This window comes from Streptomyces pactum (assembly GCF_016031615.1).
GTDB lineage: Bacteria > Actinomycetota > Actinomycetes > Streptomycetales > Streptomycetaceae > Streptomyces > Streptomyces pactus.
Window position 1 is genome coordinate 659,093 of sequence record NZ_JACYXC010000001.1, and the last position, 23,918, is coordinate 683,010.

The window sequence follows — 23,918 nt, forward strand, 5'->3', positions numbered from 1 at the left end:
CTGTCAGGACGGCCCACGCATCACCGCGGTGGGGAAGAATCCGGCCTCCGCTCGGGCCGCTGCATCGGTGCGCTCAGTCGGCTGCTGTGGTGTCCGCCTTGATGAGGCGACGGACCTGGACCACGTAAAGGATTCCTGCCCACCAGTACAGCGTTGTACCCCATCCGGCGAACGCCCATCCGAAAATAGCAGCGAGTGACTCCAGCCAGCCACTTCCATCACTCAGCAAGAGCAACGGGAACGCGTACATCAGGTTGAACGTCGCCGCCTTGCCGAGGAAGTTCACCTGGGGCGGGGGATATCCGTGCCGGCGCAGCAGTCCGACCATCACCAGCAGTACCAGTTCACGGGCGAGCAGTACCGCGGTGATCCACAGCGGCAGGATGTCGCGCCAGGTCAGGCCGATGAGGGTGGACAGGATGTAGAGCCGGTCGGCGGCCGGGTCGAGAATGCGGCCCAGGCTGCTGATCTGGTTCCAGCGGCGGGCCAGTTTCCCGTCGAGATAGTCGCTGACGCCGCTGAGGGCCAGTACCAGCAGGGCCCAGCCGTCGCTCTTCGGCCCGCCGAACTCGGGCCGCAGAATCAGCCACAGGAAGAGCGGCACGCCGACCAGGCGGGCCATGCTGAGGATGTTCGGGATGGTGAGGACGCGGTCGGTCTGGACGCGCGTCTCCTGGACCTCCACCCGGGGGCCTCCTGTGGGAACGTGCCGATGATGCCCCCTGACTTTACCGGTTGACACACCGCGCTCCGCACCGGGGCCCTGAGCGTCCCGGACATACAAAAAGGCTCCGGTCGGGACTTGAAGTCCCGACCGGAGCCAGAAAAATTGTTCGGCGGCGTCCTACTCTCCCACAGGGTCCCCCCTGCAGTACCATCGGCGCTGAAAGGCTTAGCTTCCGGGTTCGGAATGTAACCGGGCGTTCCCCTAACGCAATAACCACCGAAACACTATGAAGTTAACCAACCGGACACAACACGGTCGTTACTTCAGAACCAACACAGTGGACGCGAGCAACTGAGGACAAGCCCTCGGCCTATTAGTACCAGTCAACTCCACCGGTTACCCGGCTTCCATATCTGGCCTATCAACCCAGTCGTCTACTGGGAGCCTTACCCCATCAAGTGGGTGGGAGCCCTCATCTCGAAGCAGGCTTCCCGCTTAGATGCTTTCAGCGGTTATCCCTCCCGAACGTAGCCAACCAGCCATGCCCTTGGCAGAACAACTGGCACACCAGAGGTTCGTCCGTCCCGGTCCTCTCGTACTAGGGACAGCCCTTCTCAAGACTCCTACGCGCACAGCGGATAGGGACCGAACTGTCTCACGACGTTCTAAACCCAGCTCGCGTACCGCTTTAATGGGCGAACAGCCCAACCCTTGGGACCGACTCCAGCCCCAGGATGCGACGAGCCGACATCGAGGTGCCAAACCATCCCGTCGATATGGACTCTTGGGGAAGATCAGCCTGTTATCCCCGGGGTACCTTTTATCCGTTGAGCGACGGCGCTTCCACAAGCCACCGCCGGATCACTAGTCCCGACTTTCGTCCCTGCTCGACCCGTCGGTCTCACAGTCAAGCTCCCTTGTGCACTTACACTCAACACCTGATTGCCAACCAGGCTGAGGGAACCTTTGGGCGCCTCCGTTACCCTTTAGGAGGCAACCGCCCCAGTTAAACTACCCACCAGACACTGTCCCTGATCCGGATCACGGACCCAGGTTAGACATCCAGCACGACCAGAGTGGTATTTCAACGACGACTCCACACACACTGGCGTGCATGCTTCACAGTCTCCCACCTATCCTACACAAGCCGAACCGAACACCAATATCAAGCTATAGTAAAGGTCCCGGGGTCTTTCCGTCCTGCTGCGCGAAACGAGCATCTTTACTCGTAATGCAATTTCACCGGGCCTATGGTTGAGACAGTCGAGAAGTCGTTACGCCATTCGTGCAGGTCGGAACTTACCCGACAAGGAATTTCGCTACCTTAGGATGGTTATAGTTACCACCGCCGTTTACTGGCGCTTAAGTTCTCAGCTTCGCCTGGTCGAAACCAAGCTAACCGGTCCCCTTAACGTTCCAGCACCGGGCAGGCGTCAGTCCGTATACATCGCCTTACGGCTTCGCACGGACCTGTGTTTTTAGTAAACAGTCGCTTCTCGCTGGTCTCTGCGGCCACCCCCAGCTCACCGAGTAAATCGGATCACCAGAAATGGCCCCCCTTCTCCCGAAGTTACGGGGGCATTTTGCCGAGTTCCTTAACCATAGTTCACCCGAACGCCTCGGTATTCTCTACCTGACCACCTGAGTCGGTTTAGGGTACGGGCCGCCATGAAACTCGCTAGAGGCTTTTCTCGACAGCATAGGATCATCCACTTCACCACAATCGGCTCGGCATCAGGTCTCACCCTCATATGAGAGACGGATTTGCCTATCTCTCGGGCTACACCCTTACCCCGGGACAACCACCGCCCGGGCTGGACTACCTTCCTGCGTCACCCCATCACTCACCTACTACAAGTCTGGGTCATCGGCTCCACCACTCCGAGATCACCCGAAGGATCACCCGGCGGCTTCACGGACTTAGCATCGCTCGCCTCGATGTTTGGCGCTTCAAAGCGGGTACCGGAATATCAACCGGTTGTCCATCGACTACGCCTGTCGGCCTCGCCTTAGGTCCCGACTTACCCTGGGCAGATCAGCTTGACCCAGGAACCCTTAGTCAATCGGCGCACACGTTTCTCACGTGTGAATCGCTACTCATGCCTGCATTCTCACTCGTGAACCGTCCACAACTACCTTCCGGTGCTGCTTCACCCGGCACACGACGCTCCCCTACCCATCACAGTCCCCGTTGGGGGTATGTACTGCAATGACACGACTTCGGCGGTACGCTTGAGCCCCGCTACATTGTCGGCGCGGAATCACTTGACCAGTGAGCTATTACGCACTCTTTCAAGGGTGGCTGCTTCTAAGCCAACCTCCTGGTTGTCTCTGCGACTCCACATCCTTTCCCACTTAGCGTACGCTTAGGGGCCTTAGTCGATGCTCTGGGCTGTTTCCCTCTCGACCATGGAGCTTATCCCCCACAGTCTCACTGCCGCGCTCTCACTTACCGGCATTCGGAGTTTGGCTAAGGTCAGTAACCCGGTAGGGCCCATCGCCTATCCAGTGCTCTACCTCCGGCAAGAAACACACGACGCTGCACCTAAATGCATTTCGGGGAGAACCAGCTATCACGGAGTTTGATTGGCCTTTCACCCCTAACCACAGGTCATCCCCCAGGTTTTCAACCCTGGTGGGTTCGGTCCTCCACGAAGTCTTACCTCCGCTTCAACCTGCCCATGGCTAGATCACTCCGCTTCGGGTCTTGAGCGTGCTACTCAACCGCCCTATTCGGACTCGCTTTCGCTACGGCTTCCCCACACGGGTTAACCTCGCAACACACCGCAAACTCGCAGGCTCATTCTTCAAAAGGCACGCAGTCACGACACACCGAGCAAGCTCGATGTGCGACGCTCCCACGGCTTGTAGGCACACGGTTTCAGGTACTATTTCACTCCGCTCCCGCGGTACTTTTCACCATTCCCTCACGGTACTATCCGCTATCGGTCACCAGGGAATATTTAGGCTTAGCGGGTGGTCCCGCCAGATTCACACGGGATTTCTCGGGCCCCGTGCTACTTGGGAGATGAGCAAGCAAGCCACCACGATTTCAGCTACGGGGGTCTTACCCTCTACGCCGGGCCTTTCGCATGCCCTTCGCCTATCGCAATGGTTTCTGACTCGCCCAGCCGCCGGCAGACGACTGAAGCTCATTCCCACAACCCCCTGAGCGCAACCCCTGCCGGGTATCACACACTCAAGGTTTAGCCTCATCCAGTTTCGCTCGCCACTACTCCCGGAATCACGGTTGTTTTCTCTTCCTGCGGGTACTGAGATGTTTCACTTCCCCGCGTTCCCTCCACACTGCCTATGTGTTCAGCAGCGGGTGACAGCCCATGACGACTGCCGGGTTTCCCCATTCGGACACCCCCGGATCACAGCTCGGTTGACAGCTCCCCGGGGCCTATCGCGGCCTCCCACGTCCTTCATCGGTTCCTGGTGCCAAGGCATCCACCGTGCGCCCTTAAAAACTTGGCCACAGATGCTCGCGTCCACTGTGCAGTTCTCAAACAACGACCCGTCCCCCGTCACCCCCACACCACGTGCGGAGTTCACCGAGACCGGCATCGAGAAGGGCGAGCAGCGCTCGCACCCTCAGACACCCAACAGCGTGCCCGGCCCACCCGGCCGATCAGACCCACGTTCCACGCCGAAGCAGTACTAGTGGTTCCACCGAACCAGATGCGCCGAATAGTCAACGTTCCACCCATGAGCTAACCGTGCGAGACATTCGCTCGCAGTCGGCCATGTGCTCCTTAGAAAGGAGGTGATCCAGCCGCACCTTCCGGTACGGCTACCTTGTTACGACTTCGTCCCAATCGCCAGTCCCACCTTCGACGACTCCCTCCCACAAGGGGTTGGGCCACCGGCTTCGGGTGTTACCGACTTTCGTGACGTGACGGGCGGTGTGTACAAGGCCCGGGAACGTATTCACCGCAGCAATGCTGATCTGCGATTACTAGCGACTCCGACTTCATGGGGTCGAGTTGCAGACCCCAATCCGAACTGAGACCGGCTTTTTGAGATTCGCTCCACCTCACGGTATCGCAGCTCTTTGTACCGGCCATTGTAGCACGTGTGCAGCCCAAGACATAAGGGGCATGATGACTTGACGTCGTCCCCACCTTCCTCCGAGTTGACCCCGGCAGTCTCCTGTGAGTCCCCATCACCCCGAAAGGCATGCTGGCAACACAGAACAAGGGTTGCGCTCGTTGCGGGACTTAACCCAACATCTCACGACACGAGCTGACGACAGCCATGCACCACCTGTACACCGACCACAAGGGGGGCACCATCTCTGGCGCTTTCCGATGTATGTCAAGCCTTGGTAAGGTTCTTCGCGTTGCGTCGAATTAAGCCACATGCTCCGCCGCTTGTGCGGGCCCCCGTCAATTCCTTTGAGTTTTAGCCTTGCGGCCGTACTCCCCAGGCGGGGAACTTAATGCGTTAGCTGCGGCACGGACAACGTGGAATGTCGCCCACACCTAGTTCCCAACGTTTACGGCGTGGACTACCAGGGTATCTAATCCTGTTCGCTCCCCACGCTTTCGCTCCTCAGCGTCAGTATCGGCCCAGAGATCCGCCTTCGCCACCGGTGTTCCTCCTGATATCTGCGCATTTCACCGCTACACCAGGAATTCCGATCTCCCCTACCGAACTCTAGCCTGCCCGTATCGAATGCAGACCCGGGGTTAAGCCCCGGGCTTTCACATCCGACGTGACAAGCCGCCTACGAGCTCTTTACGCCCAATAATTCCGGACAACGCTCGCGCCCTACGTATTACCGCGGCTGCTGGCACGTAGTTAGCCGGCGCTTCTTCTGCAGGTACCGTCACTTTCGCTTCTTCCCTGCTGAAAGAGGTTTACAACCCGAAGGCCGTCATCCCTCACGCGGCGTCGCTGCATCAGGCTTTCGCCCATTGTGCAATATTCCCCACTGCTGCCTCCCGTAGGAGTCTGGGCCGTGTCTCAGTCCCAGTGTGGCCGGTCGCCCTCTCAGGCCGGCTACCCGTCGTCGCCTTGGTAGGCCATTACCCCACCAACAAGCTGATAGGCCGCGGGCTCATCCTGCACCGCCGGAGCTTTCCACGCGCAGACCATGCGGTCACGCGTCATATCCGGTATTAGACCCCGTTTCCAGGGCTTGTCCCAGAGTGCAGGGCAGATTGCCCACGTGTTACTCACCCGTTCGCCACTAATCCCCCACCGAAGCGGGTTCATCGTTCGACTTGCATGTGTTAAGCACGCCGCCAGCGTTCGTCCTGAGCCAGGATCAAACTCTCCGTGAATGCTTCCCCGTACTCGGGGCATCACTCGCGTTGAGCGGAACCGCCGGGAGGAATAGTCCCGACGGTTCACAGCGTCCTCGCTGTGTGTGTTTCTTCAAAGGAACCTCGACTCCCGGCCATTCACCGGCCCGGAGACGGGGTATCAACATATCTGGCGTTGACTTTTGGCACGCTGTTGAGTTCTCAAGGAACGGACGCTTCCTTCGTACTCACCCTCTCGGGCTTTCCTCCGGGCGCTTCCCTTCGGTGTTTCCGACTCTATCAGGCTTTTTCCCTCTCCCTGACCGCCGCTTTCCGTGAACACGATGGCGCACAGAAAGACGATCCAGGATATGGATCAAGCTTTGATGGAGTGCCGCTCCGGTTCGTTCGCTCGCAGCCATTCAGTCCGCGGCGCCCCGTCCGAAGCAGGAATACGACAGTACAGCGCCGATCGGGTGGAGGCAAATCTGTTCGGGTCGGATCCGGCCGAACGGGTGCCACCCGCCCCGTTCGGCACCATCCGGACCGGCCGCCGCCGCCCGTGCCGGCGCATGACTGCCCAGGTCAGGCCCGCCGCACCGGCGGCGGGGCCCGGGCGTCGGCCGGACGGACGGCGGGCGGGTGCGCCACCGCGGCGCTCGCTCACTCCTCCTGCTCGGGGCGGGGCAGCGGGAACCCGCCGCGGTACTCCACGCCGTGCTCGGGCGGGACCGGCTCACCGGTGAAGACGTCGGTGCAGTAGGCCGCGAAGACCTCCGCCTCGCTGAGCGGGCGCAGCCAGCCGTCGTCGTCCAGGGCCCAGCCGCGGAGGGCGTCGGGCCGGCCGTCCGGGCTGGTGCGCATCACCAGCCCGGCAGGACCGCCGGTGGCGATCCCGGCGGCCAGCACGGTGCCGAAGACCAGGGCCTCCTCCTCACCGGCCAGCGGCGGCCCGGCGGAGCCGTCGGCGCCCGCCGGCACGGTGGCGCTCAGGGCCGCGGTGAGCGAGCCGCGCCGGGTCGCGACGCTGCACACCAGATGGTGGTCGCCGGGTCCGGCCGCCTCCAGCAGCCGGGTGAGCAGCAGTCCGGCCCGGCGCAGGGCCGCCTCGCCCAGGTCCTCGCCGCAGTCCGGGCAGTCGCCGGCCCGGAGCAGCAGCCCGGTGGCGGTGTCGGCGGTGGCCCGGCGGGTGACGGCGCGGAGCAGCTCGGGCAGCAGGTCCCGGACGGGCTGGCCGGTGTAGGGCACGGTGCCGCCGGCGGCCGCCACCTCGGCGACGTACCGGGTGCGGCTGCCCGGCGAATCGGGGTCGAGGCCGGCGTCCGCGCAGTACTCGGCGTACTCCGCCGGGTCGAAGAGCGCGACCGTGGTGTGCAGCTCCCGGGCGGCGAGGTCCTGTAACAGGCCCTCCGCCTGCCGCAGATAGCTCCGGTGGTCGTCGAAGCCGAACGAGGTGTACCGGCGCATGGCCGCGAAGTCCGCCTCGTCCGCCAGCAGGGCCACGGTGCTCGGCGCCTCCCGGCGCAGCGCCCGGCGGGTGCCGTGCCCCCTCCGGTGGTGCCGCCTGCCCCCGTTGTCGCTGGGTGCCATGTTCTCCCCCTCAGTGAGCTGTGGATCGATGCTCACTCACCGTAACCGGGGGCACTGACATCACCGGCTCCGTGTGGTCGCGGACCAGACGGCGCTGGGCCAGGCAGGTCGCGGCGAGGAGGCCGCCGAGGGCGGCCCAGCCGGCCGGGCCGACCGCGATCGCCGTGGTCACCGCGAGGGGACCGGCGCTGCGCTGGACCGCCTGGGCGAGGCTGTGGACGCCCAGGTAGGCGCCCTGGGCCTCGGCGGGGGCGAGCGCTACGGAGAGTTCCCAGGAGATGGTGGCGTGCAGGATCTCCGCGAGGGTGAAGGCGGTGGCGGCCAGCACCAGGGCGGTGCAGGCGGCCCAGGACGGGCCGGTGGCCGACGCGGCGAGGGCCAGCGCCCCGGCCAGGAACACCCCGCCCAGCGGCAGCAGCGCCCGCCGGGCGGCCCGGGGGGTGGCGCCGAACCGGGCGCACGGCACCTGGAGGAGCACCACCAGGACGTTGTTGAGGACCATCAGCAGCGGGGCCAGGCCGTGCGGCGCGCTGGTGGCGGTGACGGTCCACAGCGGCAGGCCGACCTTGAAGACGGAGTCGTCGAGGAAGAGGACGGCGTCACCGGCGGTGTAGGCGAGGTAGGGGCGGTCGCGCCAGGGGTTCGCCCGGGCGGCCGGTGCCGTCCCGGGACCGGCCGCCGGGGTGCCGCGTCCGCCGGGACGCCGGCCGGACGCACCCGCGGCCCCTGCCGGAGCGTCCGCCGCCGCACCGGGCGCGCCGGAGGCCCGGCCCGCCGCGTCCGGTGCGCCCTCCCCTGCGTCCGGAGCCTTCGCCTCCGCGCAGGGAGTGTCCGTGGCGGCGGGCGGAGTGTCCGTGGCCGCGTGGCGGCCGGCCGCCACGACGCGCGAGGCCGGGGGCGGCTCCTGGCAGCGCAGGGTGAGCAGGGCCGCCAGGACGAAGGAGAGGCCGTCGCCGAGGAGCAGGAAGCGGTAGACGGCGGTGGTCCCGGCGGCCAGGGCACCGGCCGCGGCGAGCCCGCCCACCGCCCAGCCGAGATTGGCGACCGTGCGGTTGACGGCCTGGTAGCGGGCGCGGGCGGGACCGGCGACCCGGGTCGCGTAGAGCTTGGTGAGGACCGAGGAGGCCCGGTCACCGAGGCTGCCGACCGCGGTGACGGCGGTGAGCAGGGTCAGGTCGGTGGTGGTGAGGAGGGCCAGCGAGGCCACCGCGCGCACCGCCTGCACGGTGACCAGGAGCGGGCGCAGCGGCAGGCGGTCGGCGAGGTGGCCGGCCAGGGGCGGGCCGGCGATGCCGATCGCGCCCGAGACGGCGAGCATCAGGCCGATCTCGGCCGTGCCGAGCCGGGCGACATAGGTGAAGTACAGGACGGCGGTGGCGGCCCACAGTCCGGAGCCGATCCGGTCGACGAGGGTGACGGCGAGCATCCGGCGGCCGTCGGGGCCGCCGGGGATGCGGTCGCGGAGCGCGGTGGGACTGGTTGGCCGGCGCACCCGGATTCCCCCTTGACATCTATTTTGTATTGATACAATATCTGTTCTGTGGCGACACAATATGAGATCACCGGTACCAACGCCAAGGGGATTGCCGCGTCCATCGAGCGGGGCGTGGCCGACGGCGGCCTGCCCCCGGGCACCGCGCTGCCGCCGGTGCGGCGGCTGGCGGAGCGGCTGGGGGTGAGCCCCGGCACCGTGGCGACGACCTATCAGGAGCTGCGCCGGCGCGGCATCGTGGTCACCCGCGGCCGGGCCGGGACGGTGATCGCCGCCTCCCCGGCGGTCGCCTCACGCCGACCGCCGGTGGTGCCGGAGGGGGTGCGGGATCTGGCCGGCGGCCACCCCGACCCGGCGTTCCTGCCCGCGCTGCTGCCCCCGGCCCGGCTCTCCCCCGGCGCCCGGTCGCACCGCGCGGCGCCGCGGATGGCACCGCTGGAGCGGCTGGCCCGGGACTGGTTCGCCGCCGACGGGGTCCCCGCCGAGCACGTCACCTTCGCGCACGGCGCGCTGGACTGCGCGGCGCGGCTGCTCTCGGTCGAGCTGCGGCCCGGCGACGCGGTGGCGATGGAGGACCCCGGGTACCACCACCTGCTCGACCTGGTTCCGGCCCTTGGGCTACGCACCGTGCCGGTGGCCGTGGACGACGAGGGCATGCGGCCGGAGGCGCTGCGCGGCGCGCTGCGGGCCGGGGCCCGGGCGGTGATCTGCAGTCCGCGGTCGCAGAACCCGTACGGCGGCTGCTTCTCCGCCGGGCGCCGGGACGCGCTGCAGGAGGTGCTGGCGGCGGCGCCGGAGGTGCTGGTGATCGAGAACGACCACGCGGCGGACATCGCGGGGGCGCCGCTGCACTCCCTGGTCGCCGGCGGGCCGGCGGCGCGGCCGGCCCGGTGGGCCCAGGTGCGCACGGTGACCAAGTACCTGGGTACGGACCTGCGCTGGGCGGCGCTCGCCTGCGACCCGACCACGCTGGCGCGGCACGACGGCCGGCTGCTGCTCACTTCGGGCTGGGTGAGCCATGTGCTCCAGGAGACGGTGACCCGGCTGATGTCCGACCCTGCGACCTCGGCCCTGGTCGGCCGGGCCCGCGAGGTCTACGCGGAGCGGCGTACCGCGCTGCTGTCCGCCCTGGCCGGACACCGGATCGGCGCGCACGGGGCGAGCGGGATGAACGTCTGGGTGCCGGTGCGCGACGAGGCGGCGGTGGTCAGCGGGCTGCGGACCCGCGGCTGGTGGGTCGCGGCCGGGGCCCGGTTCCGGATCGCGGCCCCGCCCGGGGTGCGGATCACCACGGCGCAGCTGGCACCGGCGGACGGGGTGCGGCTCGCCGCGGACCTCGCCGCGGTGCTGGCGGAGTCCCAGGCGACGTACGGGGGCTGAGCCGGCCCGCCGCCGGACGGCCCGGGCGGGGCTCCGGGCGCCGACCCGCCGGGAACGGTGACGGGCCTGAGGACGGTGACCGGCCGGGGCGGGGCGGCGCGCGGTGGGCGGTCCCGTCCCGACCGGTGACCGGTCCGGCCCCGGTGACAGGGCCGGCCGGTGTCCTGATCGGCGGTGTCCGGGTCAGCCGGTGGCGCGGTCCCGGGCGATGCGCTCGTAGAACCGGAGCAGTTCCAGGTTGTCCACCGAGCCGGGGTTGACCGCCTTGTCCAGGGCGGTGCCCTGCATCAGCCGCTTGACCGGGACCTCGATGCGCTTGCCGGTGAGGGTGTGCGGCACCCCGGGGACCTCGATCACCTCGTCCGGGACGTGCCGGGGCGACAGCTGTTCCCGGATGGTGTGCTTGATCTTGTCGCGCAGCCGGTCGTCGAGGACCGCGCCCTCGGCGAGGTGGACGAAGAGCGGCATCCAGTAGCCGCCGTCCGGCTGCTCCACGCCGAGGACGAGCGACTCGCGGATCTCCGGCAGCCGCTCCACCGCCTCGTAGATGTCGGCCGAGCCCATCCGGACGCCCTGCCGGTTGAGGGTGGAGTCGGAGCGCCCGTGGATGACCACGCTGCCGCGCGAGGTGAGGGTGATCCAGTCGCCGTGCCGCCACACGCCGGGGAACATCTCGAAGTAGCTGTCCCGGTAGCGGCTGCCGTCCGGGTCGTTCCAGAAGTGGATGGGCATGGACGGCATGGGGCGGGTCACCACCAGCTCGCCGACCTCGTCGGTGACCGGCCGGCCCTGCGGGTCCCAGGCCTGGAGGTCGGTGCCCAGACAGGGGGCCTGCAGCTCGCCGATGTACACCGGCAGGGTCGGCACCGCGCCGGCGAAACAGCTGCACACGTCGGTGCCGCCGCTGACCGAGGCGATCCACAGGTCCTCGGCCACCTCCTGGTGGATCCAGCGGAACCCGTCCGGCGGCAGCGGGGAGCCGGTCGTGGCCACGCACCTGACGCGGGACAGGTCGAAGTCCCGCGCCGGCCGCACCCCCTTCTTGCGGCAGGCCATGATGTACGCGGCGGAGGTGCCGTAGCAGGTGGTGCCGGTCCGCTCGGCGACCCGCCACTGGGCGCCGGTGTCCGGGTGGCCGGGGCTGCCGTCGTAGAGCACCACGGTGGAGCCGACGAGCAGGCCGGAGACGAGGAAGTTCCACATCATCCAGCCGGTCGAGGTGTACCAGAAGAAGCGGTCCTCGGGGCCCAGGTCGGTCTGCAGGCCGAGCTGCTTGAGGTGCTCCAGCAGGATGCCGCCCTGGGACTGGACGATGGCCTTGGGCAGCCCGGTGGTGCCGGAGGAGTACAGCACCCACAGCGGGTGGTCGAACGGCACCGGCTCGAACTCCGGGGCGGTCGGCTCCCCGGCCACCGCGTCCCACTCCAGCGTCCCCTCGGGGGCCGGGGTGCCCAGCAGCGGGATGTGCACCACGGCGCGCAGGGAGGGCAGTTCCCGGCGCAGCTCGGCGACCACCTCGGTGCGGTCGTGCTCCTTGCCGCCGTAGCGGTAGCCGTCCACGGTGAACAGCACCACCGGTTCCACCTGCTGGAACCGGTCGAGCACGCTGCGGGCGCCGAAGTCCGGGGCACAGGAGGTCCACACCGCGCCGACCGCGGCGGTGGCGAGCAGCGCGACGGCGGCCTGCGGGATGTTGGGGAGGTAGCCGCTGACCCGGTCGCCGGGACGCACCCCGAGCCGGCGCAGCTCCGCGGCCACCGAGCCGACCTGGTCGCGCAGCTCGGCCCAGCTCACCGGCACCGGTTCGTGGCTCTCGTCCACGTACAGCAGGGCCGGCGCGGCGGCGCGGGCGGGGTCCTCGGCGGCGCGCAGCGCGTGTTCGGCGTAGTTCAGGGTGGCGCCGGGGAACCACCGGGCGCCGGGCATCGCGGCGTCGGCGAGCACCGTGCGGTAGGGCGTGGTGAAACGGACGTCGAACCACTCGGCGACCGCCTGCCAGAAGCGCTCCAGCTCGGTCACGGACCAGCGGTGCAGGTCGGCGTAGCTGCCCACCGGGTCCCCGGGGGTCGCGGCGGGGGCGCCGTGCCGCTGCGCCGCCCACTGCTGGAAGCGGGTGAGCTGGGCGCCGGCGATCCGGTCGTCCCCGGGTCGCCACAGGGGTTCCGGCTGGGTCGCGGGCTGCGGTTCGGTCGTCATGATCGGCTCCCGGGCTGTGCGCGTCGTGTGCGTCAGCGCGCGCACCCGCGAGGATGTGCGTGTGACGCGGCTCAGCAGACGATGCCATGCGATCACCGCGCACACCAGGGCCGCCCCCCACACAGGAAGATCACATGATGTGTGCGGACGGTGGGTGAACGACAGTTGAACGCGGCTTCGCCGGGCCTTCGGCGGTGGCAGTCTCAGCCGCATGGATGCGCGTGACCTGGTGCGGTCGGTGAGGGTGGTCGGTACGGCGCAGGGGCTGCGGTCGGTGCGGTCGGCATGGCGGCGGCACCGTGCCGACGCGGCCGGCCTGCCCCGGCAGCGGGGTACCCGCGCCCGGGTGCCCGGGCAGGCGCGGGGTGCCGAGCCGCGGCCCGGCGGCGGGGTGGTGTGGTTCGCGCGGTCCGCGCTTCAGGTGCGGGTGGCCGTGGGCGGCGCGGTGTTCTTCGGCTGGGACGGCGCCGGGCCGGAGCCGTCGTACGCGCTGGACGGCCGGTGTCCGGAGGCGGACGAGCGGGCGGTGCTGGAACCGGACACCGCCGGCGGCTGGCGGGTGGTCTCCGAGCGCGTGACCGTGGTGATCTCCCGGACGGGCGCGGTGGAGCTGCGCACCCCGGGAGGGGTACCGCTCCGCCGGGACCTGCCGCCGCGCTGGTGGGACCCGGAGCCGGACGGTGGCGGGCCGGCGGCGGACGGCGGCGCGCGGCGGGGCCCGGAGGCGGCGCGGGCGCCGGGGCCCCGCGGGGACGGTTACGGGCCGGCGGCGGACGGTGCCGGCCCGGCCGGGGGGACGGACGGCCCGCGGTGGGTGCAGCGGTCCGAGGTCGCGGCGGACGCCCGCTTCTTCGGGCTGGGCGGCGGACCGGCCGGCCTCCGGCTGCGGGACGGCGCGTACCGGCTGTGGAACACCGGCCCGCGCGGTGGTGCGGCGCCGGCGGACCGCCCGCCGCACCTGACCATGCCGGTGCAGCTGGTGGTGGCGGACGCGGGCACCCACCTGGTGTTCCACGACAACACCTGGGACGGCACGGTGACCCTCCGGGAGGGCGAGGAGGGCATGGGGTCCGGGCACGACCGGCCCGGCGGCTGTGAGCTGCGGATGGACGGCGGACCGCTGCGCTCCTGGGTGATCGTCGGCACCCCGGCCCGGGTCCTGCACGGCTGGGCCGCGCTCACCGGCGGTCCCGCGCTGCCGCCGCGCTGGGCGCTGGGCCACCACCACGGGGGCCCGGGGCTCGGCGACGAGGAGCGGATGCTGCGGGTGGCGGCGGGCTACCGCGAGCGCGGGCTGCCGCTGGCGGCGCTCCACCTGGCCGCCGGCCACCCGTCGGTGCCCGGCGCGGCCGCCCCGGGCGCCGGGCACCTCCCCGGTCCGCCGGGACCGGCCGAGCGGCTGCGGGAGCTGGGGGTCCGGCTGGTGGCGACCGTGGAACCGGCGGTGCCGGCCGAACCGGGGGACCCGGTGTACGACGGCGGGGCGGCCGAGGACGCCTTCGTCCGGGACGCCCGGGGCCGGGTGGTCCGTGGCGCCGGGCGGGCGGGCGAGGTGGTGTTCCCGGACTTCACCGACCCGCGGGTGCGCAAGTGGTGGGGCGGGCTGTACGCGCAGACGGCGGCGCGGGGCTTCGCCGGCGTGTGCCACGACGGGTGCGAGCCGGTGTCGTTCGCGGCCTTCGGCGACCCGACGCTGCCGCGCTCCGCCCGGCACGACCTGGACGGCCGGGGCGGGGACCACCGCGCGGCGCACAACGTCTACGCCCTGGCGATGGCCCGGGCCGGCCACCGGGCGCTGCGCGAACTGCGGCCCACCGAGCCGCCCTTCCTGCTGTCGCGGTCCGGCTGGGCCGGGCTGCAGCGGTACGGGGGCGCCTGGTGCGGGGAGATCCCGACCGGCTGGCCCGGGCTGCGGACCTCGCTGGCCGCGGTGGTGGGGCTCGGGCTGTGCGGGGTGCCGTTCTCGGGCCCGGACATCGGCGGCGCCACCGGCGACCCCTCCCCCGAGCTGTACCTGCGCTGGTTCCAGCTGGCGGCCCACCTGCCGCTGTTCCGCACCCGCGGGCCGTCCTGGGCCGGGCCGCGGGAGCCGTGGGCGTTCGGTCCGCAGGTGCTGGAACACGCCGCGGCGGCGCTGCGGGAGCGGCAGCGGCTGATGCCGTACTTCGTCACCCTGGCGCACGTGGCGCAGCGCTCCGGCGCCCCGTACGTGCGGCCGGTGTGGTGGCGGCAGCCGCGGGACCGGGCGCTTCGGGACTGCGAGGACGCCTTCCTGCTGGGCGACTCGCTGCTGGTGGCGCCGGCGCTGGCGGAGGGCGAGCGCCGGCGGTCGGTGCCGCTGCCGCGCGGCCGCTGGTACGACGTGGTGACCGGGCAGGCCTTCGACGGTCCGGGCCGGGCGCGGGTGGAGGTGCCGCTGTCCCGGGCGGCGGTGCTGGCCCGGGCCGGTTCGGTGGTGCCGGTGGCGGGGGCGGACGGCGAGGTGGAGCTGGAGGTGTGGCCCCCGGTCGCGGGGCGCACCGGAGGCGGCCTGCTGATCACCGACGGCGGCGGGGACGGGGCCGGCCCGGTGACGGCGCGCTTCACCACCCGGCTGCGGGACGGACGGGTGGTGGTGGAGCGCGAGGGGGGCCGGCAGGTGGGCCTCCGGGTGCGGGTGCGGGAGGTGTAGCGGGGCGCGGTGTGTGGCGGGCGCGAGGTGCCGGTGGCGGGCCCCGGCGGGCCGGTGCGGGTGTGTACCGGTACCGGGGCGGGGGCGGGTCGCGACCGGCGGGCGGGCGGCGCGCGGGCGCCGGTTCCGGGGCGAGGGCGCACCGATGCCGGGCCGGCGGCGGAGCACGCCGGGGGCGTACGGCGCGCCGGTGCCGGAGCGGGCGGGAGCACGCCGGGGCGACGCCCGGCGCGGGCCGGGGCCAGCCGGGACGGGCGGTGGCGGGGCACCGTCCGGCTGGGCGACAGGGGCGACGGGCGGCCGGCGGGCCGAGGCGCGCGGGGGGCGGCGCGGAGCCGCGGAGGCGTACGGCGCGGGCGGCAGGATCCGGGAGGGACCGGCGGTATGCCGGCGCCGCATCGGCGGTGACGCGCCGGCGGCGACGCGACAGCCGTGAGCGTCGGTGGGGTGTTCGTGGGCATCGGCGGACGCGCGTCGCGGGGGCGGAGGCACCCCGCCGGAGGCACCCCGCCGGAGGGCACGCCACCACGGGCTTCGCGGACGCCGCGGGCCTCACGAACGCGGGGACCTCACGGACGCAGGGACCTCGCGGACGTACGGAGCGGCCCGGGGCCCTTGCCCGGCATCCGGCCGACTGATAACTCACAGGGCCATGCCGAGACTCCCCCGCGCGCTCCGCGCCCTCGCCCTGCCCGTCGCCGCGCTGCTCGCCGCCACCGTGGCCTCCGCGCCGGCGCACGCCCGCCCGGAACCCAAGGCCCCGCCGGAGTTCGTCGCCCTGAGCGACGTGGACCCCACGATCGTGCAGGAGATCCGTTACGTCACCGGGCACAACTTCACCGGGCGGCCGATCGACGGCTACCGCCGGCCGATGTGCGTGCTGACCCGTCCGGCGGCGAAGGCGCTGAGCGCGGCGCAGCGCACGCTGCTGGCCCGGGGGTACACGCTCAAGGTGTACGACTGCTACCGGCCGCAGCGCGCGGTGGACCACTTCGTCGCCTGGGCGGAGGACCTGGACGACCAGGCGATGAAGGAGGAGTTCTACCCGGACGTGGACAAGTCCCGGCTCTTCCTCGACGGGTACATCGCCGAACGGTCCGGTCACAGCCGCGGCAGCACCCTCGACGTGACGATCGTGAAGCTGCCGGTGGTGCCCACCCGTCCGTATGTGCCCGGGGAGCCGCTGGTGCCCTGTTACGCGCCGCGGGAACAGCGGTTCCCGGACAACTCGGTGGACATGGGGACGGGCTTCGACTGCTTCGACCCGCTCTCCCACACGCTCGATCCGCGGATCACCGGGGAGCAGCGGGCCAACCGGCTGCTGCTGAAGCGGACGCTGGAGGCGGTGGGGTTCGTCAACCTGCCCGAGGAGTGGTGGCACTACACCTACCGGCCGGAGCCGTTCCCGGACACCTACTTCGACTTCCCCGTCGCCCGCCGGTCCCTGACCGGCCGCTGACGCGCCGGACCCGGTGGTGACCGGCCGATCGGGACCACCCCCGTGGGCCCCGTCCGGCCGGTCACTTGAACTGGACGCACGACCCCCCGGGATGGTTGCCCTCTGTACCGCCTCGCCGCGGGGCCCGGCCGGCGGGCCGGGCACGCCCCCTCCGCCCGTCGACCGCGTGCCGGCGCACGCCCCGGGGCACGCCGTCGCGGGGCGTGCCGGCGAGGCCCGGGCCGTGCCGTCACCGGGACCGGATCGCCGCCCCACTCCGGCCGGCGTCGGCCGATGGGGCGGGGTGGGGTACGGGGGGTCGTGTGCCGGCGCCGGCGGGGGGCGCGCGGAGCCGGTGCGCGCTCCGGAAAGCGGTGTGAACTCCGGGTGAACCGTCGGCCGGTTCCGCCGGGGGCCCGCCATCCTGGCTGCCGTGAGCCCCTGGACGGACGCCCTCGGATTCGCCTACCAGCCCGTGGTGAACCTCTGTACCTCCTCGGTCGTCGCGCTGGAGGTGCTGGCCCGCCCGGAGCACTCCGGGGTGCTGTCCCGGGCCCGCCGGGACCCGGGCGTGGACGCGGACCTGGCCGCCCGGGCGGTGCGGGCCGCCGCGCGGGCCGGGGTGCTGCTCCCGCTCCATGTGAACGTCTTCGCCGCGACGGTGGCGGCGCCGCCGCGGCTGGCGCCGCTGTGCCGGGCGGTACGGGAGACCGGGCGCCGGCCGTGCGAGATCACCGTCGATCTGGTGCCGCCGTACGCGCCGGTGGTCTCCTCCGCCCTGCTGGCCGGGGTGGCCGAGCTGCGCGAGGCGGGGTTCCGGGTCTGCGCGGACGGGGTGGGTGAGGGCGATCTGCCGCTGCGGCTGCTCACCCGGCTCGCCCCGGACCTGGTGAAGCTGGACCGGGTGCTGATCGCCGACCTGCCCCGGGACGTCTCCGCGCGGGCCGCGGTGGCCGCGCTGCGGGAGCTGTGCGACGGGCTGGGGGCGCTGCTGGCGGTGGAGGGGGTGGAGACGGAGCGGCAGTGCGCCGCGGCGCGGGAGGCGGGGGCCCAGCTGGCGCAGGGGAACCTCTTCGCGCCGGCGGCACGCCGCCCGGCCACCGGGATCCGCCGCCCCGGCGCCGCGGCGCGGCCCGTAGGGCCCGGCCCGCGGGGGCCGCGGATCGCGCAGTTCGTCCAGCCGGCCGCGCTGCTGCCGCTCACCGTGTCCGCCGGCCAGGTACGGACCCTGCTCACCGGTTCGCCGGGGGTCGCCGGGGTGGTGCTGGTGGACGCCGAGGGGGTGCCGGTGCGGGCGGTCCACCGGGACCGGTTCCTGCTCTCCCTGTCCGGCCGGTACGGTCACGCGCTCTACGCCGACCGGCCGGCGGCGCGGCTGGCGGACCGTCCGCGCACGGTCCGCGCCGACGCCACCGCCTGGGAGGTGCTGGACGTGGTCGCGGCCGACGAGTGGTCGCGGACCGCCGACGACGTGGCGGTGGTGGACGCGTCGGGCCGCTGCGTGGGGGTGGTGCACCTGGCGGACGTGGTGCGGGCGCTGGCGGAGAGCCGGGTGGAGGAGGCGGCGCGGCTGAACCCGCTGACCCGGCTGCCCGGCTCGGACACCGTCAACGCCGAGGTGGACCGGCGGATCGCCCAGGGCCGGCCGTTCGCCCTGAGCTGGCTGGACATCGACGGCTTCAAGCAGGTCAACGACGGGGCCGGGTTCGCGGCGGGCGACGAGCTGATCCGCGCGGGTGGGGCGGGCGCTGGCCGAGGGACGGCGGCGGGGCGGGAGGCGGTCCGGGTCGGGCACATCGGCGGTGACGACTTCCTGGTCCTGACCGACGCGGACGGGCCCGAGGGCCCCGCCCCCGTCGCCGCCGCGGTGCTCGACGTGCCCTGGTCGGCCGGGGAGCTGCCGGTGACCCTGTCGCTGGCCACCGTGGTCTGTCCGCCCGGCGGTCTGCCCGACCACCACCGGGCGGCGGCCTGCCTGGCGCCGCTGAAGAAGGCGGCCAAGGCGCTGCGCGGGGCCAGCTGGGTGGTCGGCGGCCCGGACCCGGCACGGCAGGAGGCGCGGCGGGGGCGCCCGGTGCCGCAGGCGGGCCGGCCCCCGGCCGCCGGGGCGCCGGCGGTGCCGGACACCGCGTGCCGGGCCGCGACGGGCTGCTGACGCCCGGTGCGCCGGAACGCCGACGGCCCGTACCCCGCGGCGGGCCGGGGGTACGGGCCGTCGGTGCGGACTCAGCGCCGGGTGGCGGAGACCATCATGGCGTGCTCCACGACGGAGATGAGCACCTCCTTGACGGAGTCCCGCTCCCGGGCGTCGCAGAGGATGACCGGGGTCTGCGGGTCGAGGTCGAGCGCGTCGCGCACCGACTCCTCCGGATACCGGGCGGAGTCCTCGAAGCAGTTGACGGCCACCGTGAAGGCGATGCCGCGCCGCTCGAAGTAGTCGACGGCGGCGAAGCAGTCCTGCAGCCGCCGGGTGTCGGCCAGCACGACCGCGCCCAGCGCCCCGGTGGACAGCTCGTCCCACAGGAACCAGAAGCGGTCCTGGCCGGGGGTGCCGAACAGGTACAGCACCAGGTCCTCGCGGAGCGTGATCCGCCCGAAGTCCATAGCGACGGTCGTGGTGCGCTTCCCCTCCACCCCGGTCAGGTTGTCCACCGGCCGTCCCGCCTCGGTGAGCAGCTCCTCGGTGCGCAGCGGTTTGATCTCGCTGACCGCGCCCACCAGGGTCGTCTTGCCCGCGCCGAACCCGCCCGCCACCAGGATCTTGAGCGTCACCGGGTCGGCTATCGGGGGACGGTCACGGTCAGAGTGCCCGTAGACCATTGATCACCTCGCGCAGAATCCTCTCGTCCGGCAGCTCTGCCGGAGGAACGGGCCGGGACACGCGGACCAGTTCCGCGTGCAGCAGGTCGCCGATGAGCACGCGGACCACTCCGACCGGCAGGTCGAGTTCGGCGGCGAGTTCAGCGACGGACAGGGGGTTGTCCCGGCTCAGTTCGACGATGTCGATGTGTTCCGGGGATAGTGTCTGATCGACGACCGACCGTCTGTCCACACGGTCGGCCACGACGACCGCGATCAGGTCGAGCTTTCCTTCGGCGGCGCTGCGGGTACGGCCGCGCGTCATGGCGTACGGCCGGACCACGGGTCCCGCCGCGTCGTCGAACCAGCCCTCCGCGTCCTCCGTCATGTCACTCCGTCACCCACCGGAGCGCGGCGCCGTGCCCAGGTGCACGCCCACACGCTTGACCAGCAGCGTCATCTCGTATGCGACCTGGCCGACGTCGGAGTCGGCGTCCGCGAGCACGGCCAGGCAGCTGCCGTCACCGGCCGCGGTGACGAACAGGAAGGCGTCGTCGAGTTCGACGATGGTCTGGCGCACCCGCCCCACGTCGAAGTGGCGTCCGACGCCCTTGGCGAGGCTGTGGAACCCGGAGGCGACGGCGGCGAGGTGCTCGGCGTCCTCGCGGGACAGGTCGCGCGACCCGCCGGTGGGCAGTCCGTCACCGGACAGCACCAGCGCCTTGCGGATGCTGCCCACGCGTCCGACCAGCTCATCGAGCAGCCAGTTCAACTCCCCCGAACGTGCCGGTGTGTTGCGGGCCGCGGCGTGCGGTGTGGTCATCGACCGTCCCCCTCGTAGTTCGTTCCAGGTGCTATCTGCTGCTGACCGCCGATCGGGTCGGAGGTCTGCCGCCGACCGCGCTGCCAGCCCCGTTGGAGCGAGGCCATGGTGGCCCGCGCCTGCTCGGCATCGCGTTCGGGATCGGTCTCGGCAGGGTATCGCTCCGCCTCGGCCTGCGGGGCGGGGTCGCTCTTCAGCTGCGGTGCGAGGCTCGCCTGTCGTACGCGCCGGGGCAGCCGGGGCGGTTCGGCTCCTTGCGCGGGCATGGTGTGCTCCTCGGTCGCCGGGGTCTGGGCGGAGGGTGTGGCCCAGGACGGCGTGGACGGCTGAGCGGGCTGCTGGGCGGCGTGCGGCTGGTGGTCCCAGCCGGGGTGCTGCGCCGGGCCCGCGGGGGGCGGGGCCGGCTGGGCGGCGTGCGGGTCCCAGCCCTGTTCCCGCTCGTCACGGCGGGGTGCGGCGTGCCGGCCGGAGCGCTGGCCGCCGACCCGGCGTCCGTTGTCCGAGACGAGCTTCGGCGGCACCCGGCGCGGCAGGGGGGCCGGGCCGGAGTCCGGCGCGCCGTCGACGGCGGCCGGGACGTGGTGGTGGGGCAGCTGCCCGTCGGGGACCTGCTGGTGCTGTTCCGGCGCGACGCCGGGCAGCGGCGGCGTGGGGGTCAGGCCGCGGCCGCGGAACAGGCCGCCGTCCTCGTCCTCGTCGTCCAGCGCCTCCTGCGGCACGCCGGCGCTCACCTGCTGGCCGAAACGGGTGACCGGCGGGTCCTGCTCGACCGGTCCGTCCGAGGGCGCGGGGGTGGTGCGCATCGGCCGCTCCCGCAGGACCGCGGGGATCTCGCCGAGGGCCGGCAGGTCCCGCTCGGCCTGCTCCGCCTCGTCGGTGACGTCCTCGCCGTCCGGCTCGCCGCTGTCGGTGAGGAGTTTGGCGGGGATGAGCAGGACGGCGGTGGTGCCGCCGTACGGCGAGGGCTGCAGCGAGACCTTGACGCCCTGGCGCTGGGCCAGGCGGCTGACCACGAACAGGCCGAGCCGGTCGGTGTCGGACAGTTCGAAGTCCGGGGTCTCGGAGAGCCGGAGGTTGGCCTCCAGCAGGGCGTCCGGTGCCATGCCCAGGCCGCGGTCGTGGATCTCCAGGGTGAAGCCGTTGGCGACCCGCTCGCCGAGCACCTGCACCGCGGTGTGCGGCGGCGAGAACACCGTGGCGTTCTCCAGGAGTTCGGCGATCAGGTGGGTGAGGTCGGCGACGGCCGGGCCGTTGACGGCCAGCCGCGGCAGGCGGCGGACCTCGATGCGCTCGTAGTCCTCGACCTCGGCGACGGCGGCGCGGACCACGTCCATCAGCTGGATCGGCTTGCGCCACTGCCGGGAGGGGGCCGCGCCGGAGAGGATGACCAGACCCTCGGCGTGCCGCCGCATGCGGGTGGTCATGTGGTCCAGGCGGAACAGGTCGGCCAGCTCGTCGGTGTCCTCGGTGCGCCGCTCCATCTCGTCCAGCAGGGTCAGCTGGCGGTGCAACAGGACCTGGCTGCGGCGGGCGAGGTTGACGAAGACCTCGGAGATGCCGTGCCGCAGTTCGGCCTGCTTGACGGCCGCCTCGACGGCGGCGCGCTGCACGGTGTTGAGGGCCTGGCCCACCTGGCCCATCTCGTCGGCGCCGTAGGACAGCCGGGGCGCCTCGGTCTCGATGTCCACCTGCTCGCCCGTCGCCAGGCGCCGCATGACGCTGGGCAGGCGCACGGTGGCGACCTCCTGGGCGTCCTTGCGGAGCTGGGTCAGGTCGCGGATGAGGGTGCGGCCGATGCGGACCGACACGAAGATGGAGGCGGCCAGGGCGAGGAAGCCGAGGATGCCGGCGGCACCGGCCTGCAGCAGCACGCTCTCGGCCTCGGGCTCGACGCGGTCCTGGAAGCGGTCCATGGCGTCGCTGTTGAGGCGGTCGAGGTCCGCCAGGACCGGCTTGGCGGCCTTGTCCCAGCGCTCCTGGTTCATCACCTTCAGCGCGTTGGCGGCGCCGGCCTTGAAGATGGCGTCCTCGGCCTGGCGCAGACCCTCGGGCGCGGCGGTGGTCTTCCGGTAGGTGAGGAAGATCTTCTGTTCCGAGCCGGGCAGCACCGGCATGTTGGTCGCCTGGATCAGGTTGCGCTCGGCGATCAGGTCGGACATCGCGCGCAGGGTGGCCGAGTCGATCCGCTGCGCGGTGAGCGCGGCGGTGTACAGGCTGTCCTCGCGGGCGAGTGCCTCGCGGCCGCGGATCATGGCCACCAGGGCGCGTCCCTGCTTGTCCAGGTCGGCGTCGGGCACCGCGTGCAGCGAGCTGCGGAAGTTGTAGCAGAGGTCGATCAGGCCGTTGTAATAGGCGTAGGCGTCCAGGCCGCTGATGCCCCGGTCGTCGATCTGGCGACGGAGGTTCTCCAGTCCGTCGGCCTTCTCCAGAATGGTGCTGAGCTGGGTCCGGGCGTCCTCGGACATCTTGTCGCGGGTGTCTTCGTTCCCGGCGTTGTCGTTCAGCTTCTCGATGACCTGATTGGTCTCCTGCTGGCGCGCGTGCAGCACGGTGAGCGCGTCGGACTGGCTGGGATCGGCCAGATAGATCAGCGCCTGCTTCCGCTCCTTCTGGATCGCGTGTACCGCGTCCTCGACCGGATATCCGACATCTTCCACGATGTCAGCAGCGTCCAGCAGCTGCATCGCCTCACGACCGGTGATCACTGTAGCGAACGCCCAGATTGCCGTCAGTGAGACGAGCGGCACCAGCAACAGCGCCACGATCTTCCTGCGGATGGATTTCCCGCGAAAGCGCATGGCCTCCCCAACGTCAACCCCGAATACCGGGGGCGGAGTTCCGATAACAAGCGGCGCGAGCCTACTACCGTGGGTTGACCGCTTCGAAGACACGTCCGGTCGGGCAGGCGGCACGGAGGGCTACCTTGATCACGATGTGTCCGGGGTTGAGCCGACTTACTCCCCGTCCGGCGGCTCACCGGCCCGGAGGAGTCCGACGCAATGCCGTCGCACGAGTGGCTGAATTTCCCCTCCCGCCGCGCACCGTTCGCCACTCTGTTTCATGCCTTCACCGAGGAGACTGGGGGGAATAAGAGCCATGTCGGGCTTTTTGATTCGGGTGGACCGGGACAGCCACCAGGAGGGGTGAGGACTTCGTGGGCAAGGATCGCGACATCCCCGCGCGCGTCCCAAGCGGCGGACGCGCGCAGGCGGTACGGCCGCTGTGGACCGAGGAGCCGGCCCGCCGGTACAGACTGCCTGATCCGGTGCGTGAGGCGGCGGTGCGGGCGGTCATCATCGTGGCGGTGACGCTGGTGCAGGCGATGGTGGCGGTGCTGTGCACGCTGGCGGGTTCCTGGCTCGCCTTCCCGATGGTGCTGAGCACCGTGGCGAGCACCGTGGCGGCCACCTGGGGGGTGCTGGACGTGTGGGTCACCCGCCAGGTGTGGCGGCAGCGTCACGGGGTGGTCTCTGCACCCAGCAGCTCCGCTCGTCAAGTACGCCAATCACGCCGTCCGCAGCGGCTGTCGGGGGTGTGACGGGCACCGGCGGGCCGGCGCCGGCCGTGCCGGGACGTGAACGGCCGGGGACGGGCGGGGAAGCGGCCGGTG

The 23,918-nt window shown here is 71.3% G+C and carries 12 protein-coding genes, 3 rRNA genes and 1 pseudogene; 5 read left to right on the plus strand and 11 right to left on the minus strand.

Annotation, left to right across the window (positions count from 1 at the left end):
* Positions 1–73: 73 nt before the first annotated feature.
* The 6 genes from clsA to IHE55_RS02675 form a co-directional block, all read right to left on the minus strand.
* A complete protein-coding gene (clsA, locus tag IHE55_RS02650) occupies positions 74–685 on the minus strand; it encodes a cardiolipin synthase ClsA (RefSeq protein ID WP_197991744.1) in 612 nt (203 codons plus the stop codon).
* A gap of 146 nt (positions 686–831) precedes the next feature.
* Positions 832–948, minus strand: a 5S ribosomal RNA gene (gene rrf, locus IHE55_RS02655).
* 72 nt (positions 949–1,020) lie between these two features.
* Positions 1,021–4,147, minus strand: a 23S ribosomal RNA gene (locus IHE55_RS02660).
* A gap of 282 nt (positions 4,148–4,429) precedes the next feature.
* Positions 4,430–5,958 (minus strand): 16S ribosomal RNA (locus IHE55_RS02665).
* Together the 16S, 23S and 5S rRNA genes form the textbook arrangement of a ribosomal RNA operon.
* A 624-nt stretch (positions 5,959–6,582) precedes the next feature.
* Positions 6,583–7,509 (minus strand): DUF8829 domain-containing protein, encoded by a 927-nt coding sequence (locus IHE55_RS02670; RefSeq protein ID WP_197991745.1) that lies wholly within the window; start codon positions 7,507–7,509, stop codon positions 6,583–6,585.
* Between the two features lie 10 nt (positions 7,510–7,519).
* A complete protein-coding gene (locus tag IHE55_RS02675; RefSeq protein ID WP_197987536.1) occupies positions 7,520–9,001 on the minus strand; it encodes an MFS transporter in 1,482 nt (493 codons plus the stop codon).
* A gap of 48 nt (positions 9,002–9,049) precedes the next feature.
* Here IHE55_RS02675 and IHE55_RS02680 point away from each other — a divergent pair, with 48 nt between their 5' ends.
* Positions 9,050–10,381: an aminotransferase class I/II-fold pyridoxal phosphate-dependent enzyme gene (locus IHE55_RS02680; protein ID WP_197987537.1), complete on the plus strand. Its 1,332-nt coding sequence runs from the start codon at positions 9,050–9,052 to the stop codon at positions 10,379–10,381.
* A gap of 183 nt (positions 10,382–10,564) precedes the next feature.
* Here IHE55_RS02680 and IHE55_RS02685 read toward each other — a convergent pair whose 3' ends face one another.
* Positions 10,565–12,577, minus strand: a complete 2,013-nt coding sequence (locus tag IHE55_RS02685; RefSeq protein WP_197987538.1) for an acetoacetate--CoA ligase — start codon at positions 12,575–12,577, stop codon at positions 10,565–10,567.
* Between the two features lie 211 nt (positions 12,578–12,788).
* Here IHE55_RS02685 and IHE55_RS02690 point away from each other — a divergent pair, with 211 nt between their 5' ends.
* The 3 genes from IHE55_RS02690 to IHE55_RS02700 all read left to right on the plus strand — a co-directional run bounded on the left by IHE55_RS02690 (position 12,789) and on the right by IHE55_RS02700 (position 18,841).
* Entirely contained in the window at positions 12,789–15,248 is a 2,460-nt protein-coding gene (locus IHE55_RS02690; protein WP_197987539.1) for a glycoside hydrolase family 31 protein, read from the plus strand.
* A gap of 652 nt (positions 15,249–15,900) precedes the next feature.
* The gene (locus IHE55_RS02695) at positions 15,901–16,707 is read left to right on the plus strand and encodes a M15 family metallopeptidase (RefSeq protein WP_197987540.1); all 807 of its coding nucleotides are present in this window, start codon (positions 15,901–15,903) and stop codon (positions 16,705–16,707) included.
* 412 nt (positions 16,708–17,119) lie between these two features.
* Positions 17,120–18,841 carry an EAL domain-containing protein gene (locus tag IHE55_RS02700; RefSeq protein WP_197987541.1) on the plus strand — a complete coding sequence of 574 codons (1,722 nt, stop codon included), beginning with the start codon at positions 17,120–17,122 and terminating at the stop codon, positions 18,839–18,841.
* A gap of 71 nt (positions 18,842–18,912) precedes the next feature.
* Here IHE55_RS02700 and IHE55_RS02705 read toward each other — a convergent pair whose 3' ends face one another.
* Genes IHE55_RS02705 through IHE55_RS02720 form a run of 4 tightly spaced genes read right to left on the minus strand, consistent with a single transcriptional unit; the run spans position 18,913 to position 23,106 of the window.
* Positions 18,913–19,506: a GTP-binding protein gene (locus IHE55_RS02705; RefSeq protein WP_197987542.1), complete on the minus strand. Its 594-nt coding sequence runs from the start codon at positions 19,504–19,506 to the stop codon at positions 18,913–18,915.
* Positions 19,487–19,873: a DUF742 domain-containing protein gene (locus tag IHE55_RS02710; RefSeq protein ID WP_197987543.1), complete on the minus strand. Its 387-nt coding sequence runs from the start codon at positions 19,871–19,873 to the stop codon at positions 19,487–19,489. Before IHE55_RS02710 ends, IHE55_RS02705 begins: the two co-directional genes overlap by 20 nt.
* Positions 19,874–19,882: 9 nt before the next feature.
* Positions 19,883–20,308 carry a roadblock/LC7 domain-containing protein gene (locus IHE55_RS02715; RefSeq protein ID WP_197987544.1) on the minus strand — a complete coding sequence of 142 codons (426 nt, stop codon included), beginning with the start codon at positions 20,306–20,308 and terminating at the stop codon, positions 19,883–19,885.
* Complete coding sequence (locus IHE55_RS02720; protein WP_197987545.1) at positions 20,305–23,106, minus strand: nitrate- and nitrite sensing domain-containing protein; 2,802 nt, start codon at positions 23,104–23,106, stop codon at positions 20,305–20,307. Before IHE55_RS02720 ends, IHE55_RS02715 begins: the two co-directional genes overlap by 4 nt.
* 356 nt (positions 23,107–23,462) lie before the next feature.
* Here IHE55_RS02720 and IHE55_RS02725 point away from each other — a divergent pair.
* Positions 23,463–23,831: pseudogene (locus IHE55_RS02725) on the plus strand (hypothetical protein); the annotation flags it as partial.
* Positions 23,832–23,918 lie beyond the last annotated feature (87 nt).

What these genes read in the sequence shown, in the direction of transcription:
- IHE55_RS02670 (WP_197991745.1), bottom strand. Translation starts at nt 7,509, where the DNA reads ATGGCACCCAGCGACAACGGGGGCAGGCGGCACCACCGGAGGGGGCAC.
- IHE55_RS02685 (WP_197987538.1), bottom strand. Translation starts at nt 12,577, where the DNA reads ATGACGACCGAACCGCAGCCCGCGACCCAGCCGGAACCCCTGTGGCGA.
- IHE55_RS02690 (WP_197987539.1), top strand. Translation starts at nt 12,789, where the DNA reads ATGGATGCGCGTGACCTGGTGCGGTCGGTGAGGGTGGTCGGTACGGCG.
- IHE55_RS02695 (WP_197987540.1), top strand. Translation starts at nt 15,901, where the DNA reads ATGCCGAGACTCCCCCGCGCGCTCCGCGCCCTCGCCCTGCCCGTCGCC.
- IHE55_RS02705 (WP_197987542.1), bottom strand. Translation starts at nt 19,506, where the DNA reads ATGGTCTACGGGCACTCTGACCGTGACCGTCCCCCGATAGCCGACCCG.
- IHE55_RS02710 (WP_197987543.1), bottom strand. Translation starts at nt 19,873, where the DNA reads ATGACGGAGGACGCGGAGGGCTGGTTCGACGACGCGGCGGGACCCGTG.
- IHE55_RS02715 (WP_197987544.1), bottom strand. Translation starts at nt 20,308, where the DNA reads ATGACCACACCGCACGCCGCGGCCCGCAACACACCGGCACGTTCGGGG.
- IHE55_RS02720 (WP_197987545.1), bottom strand. Translation starts at nt 23,106, where the DNA reads ATGCGCTTTCGCGGGAAATCCATCCGCAGGAAGATCGTGGCGCTGTTG.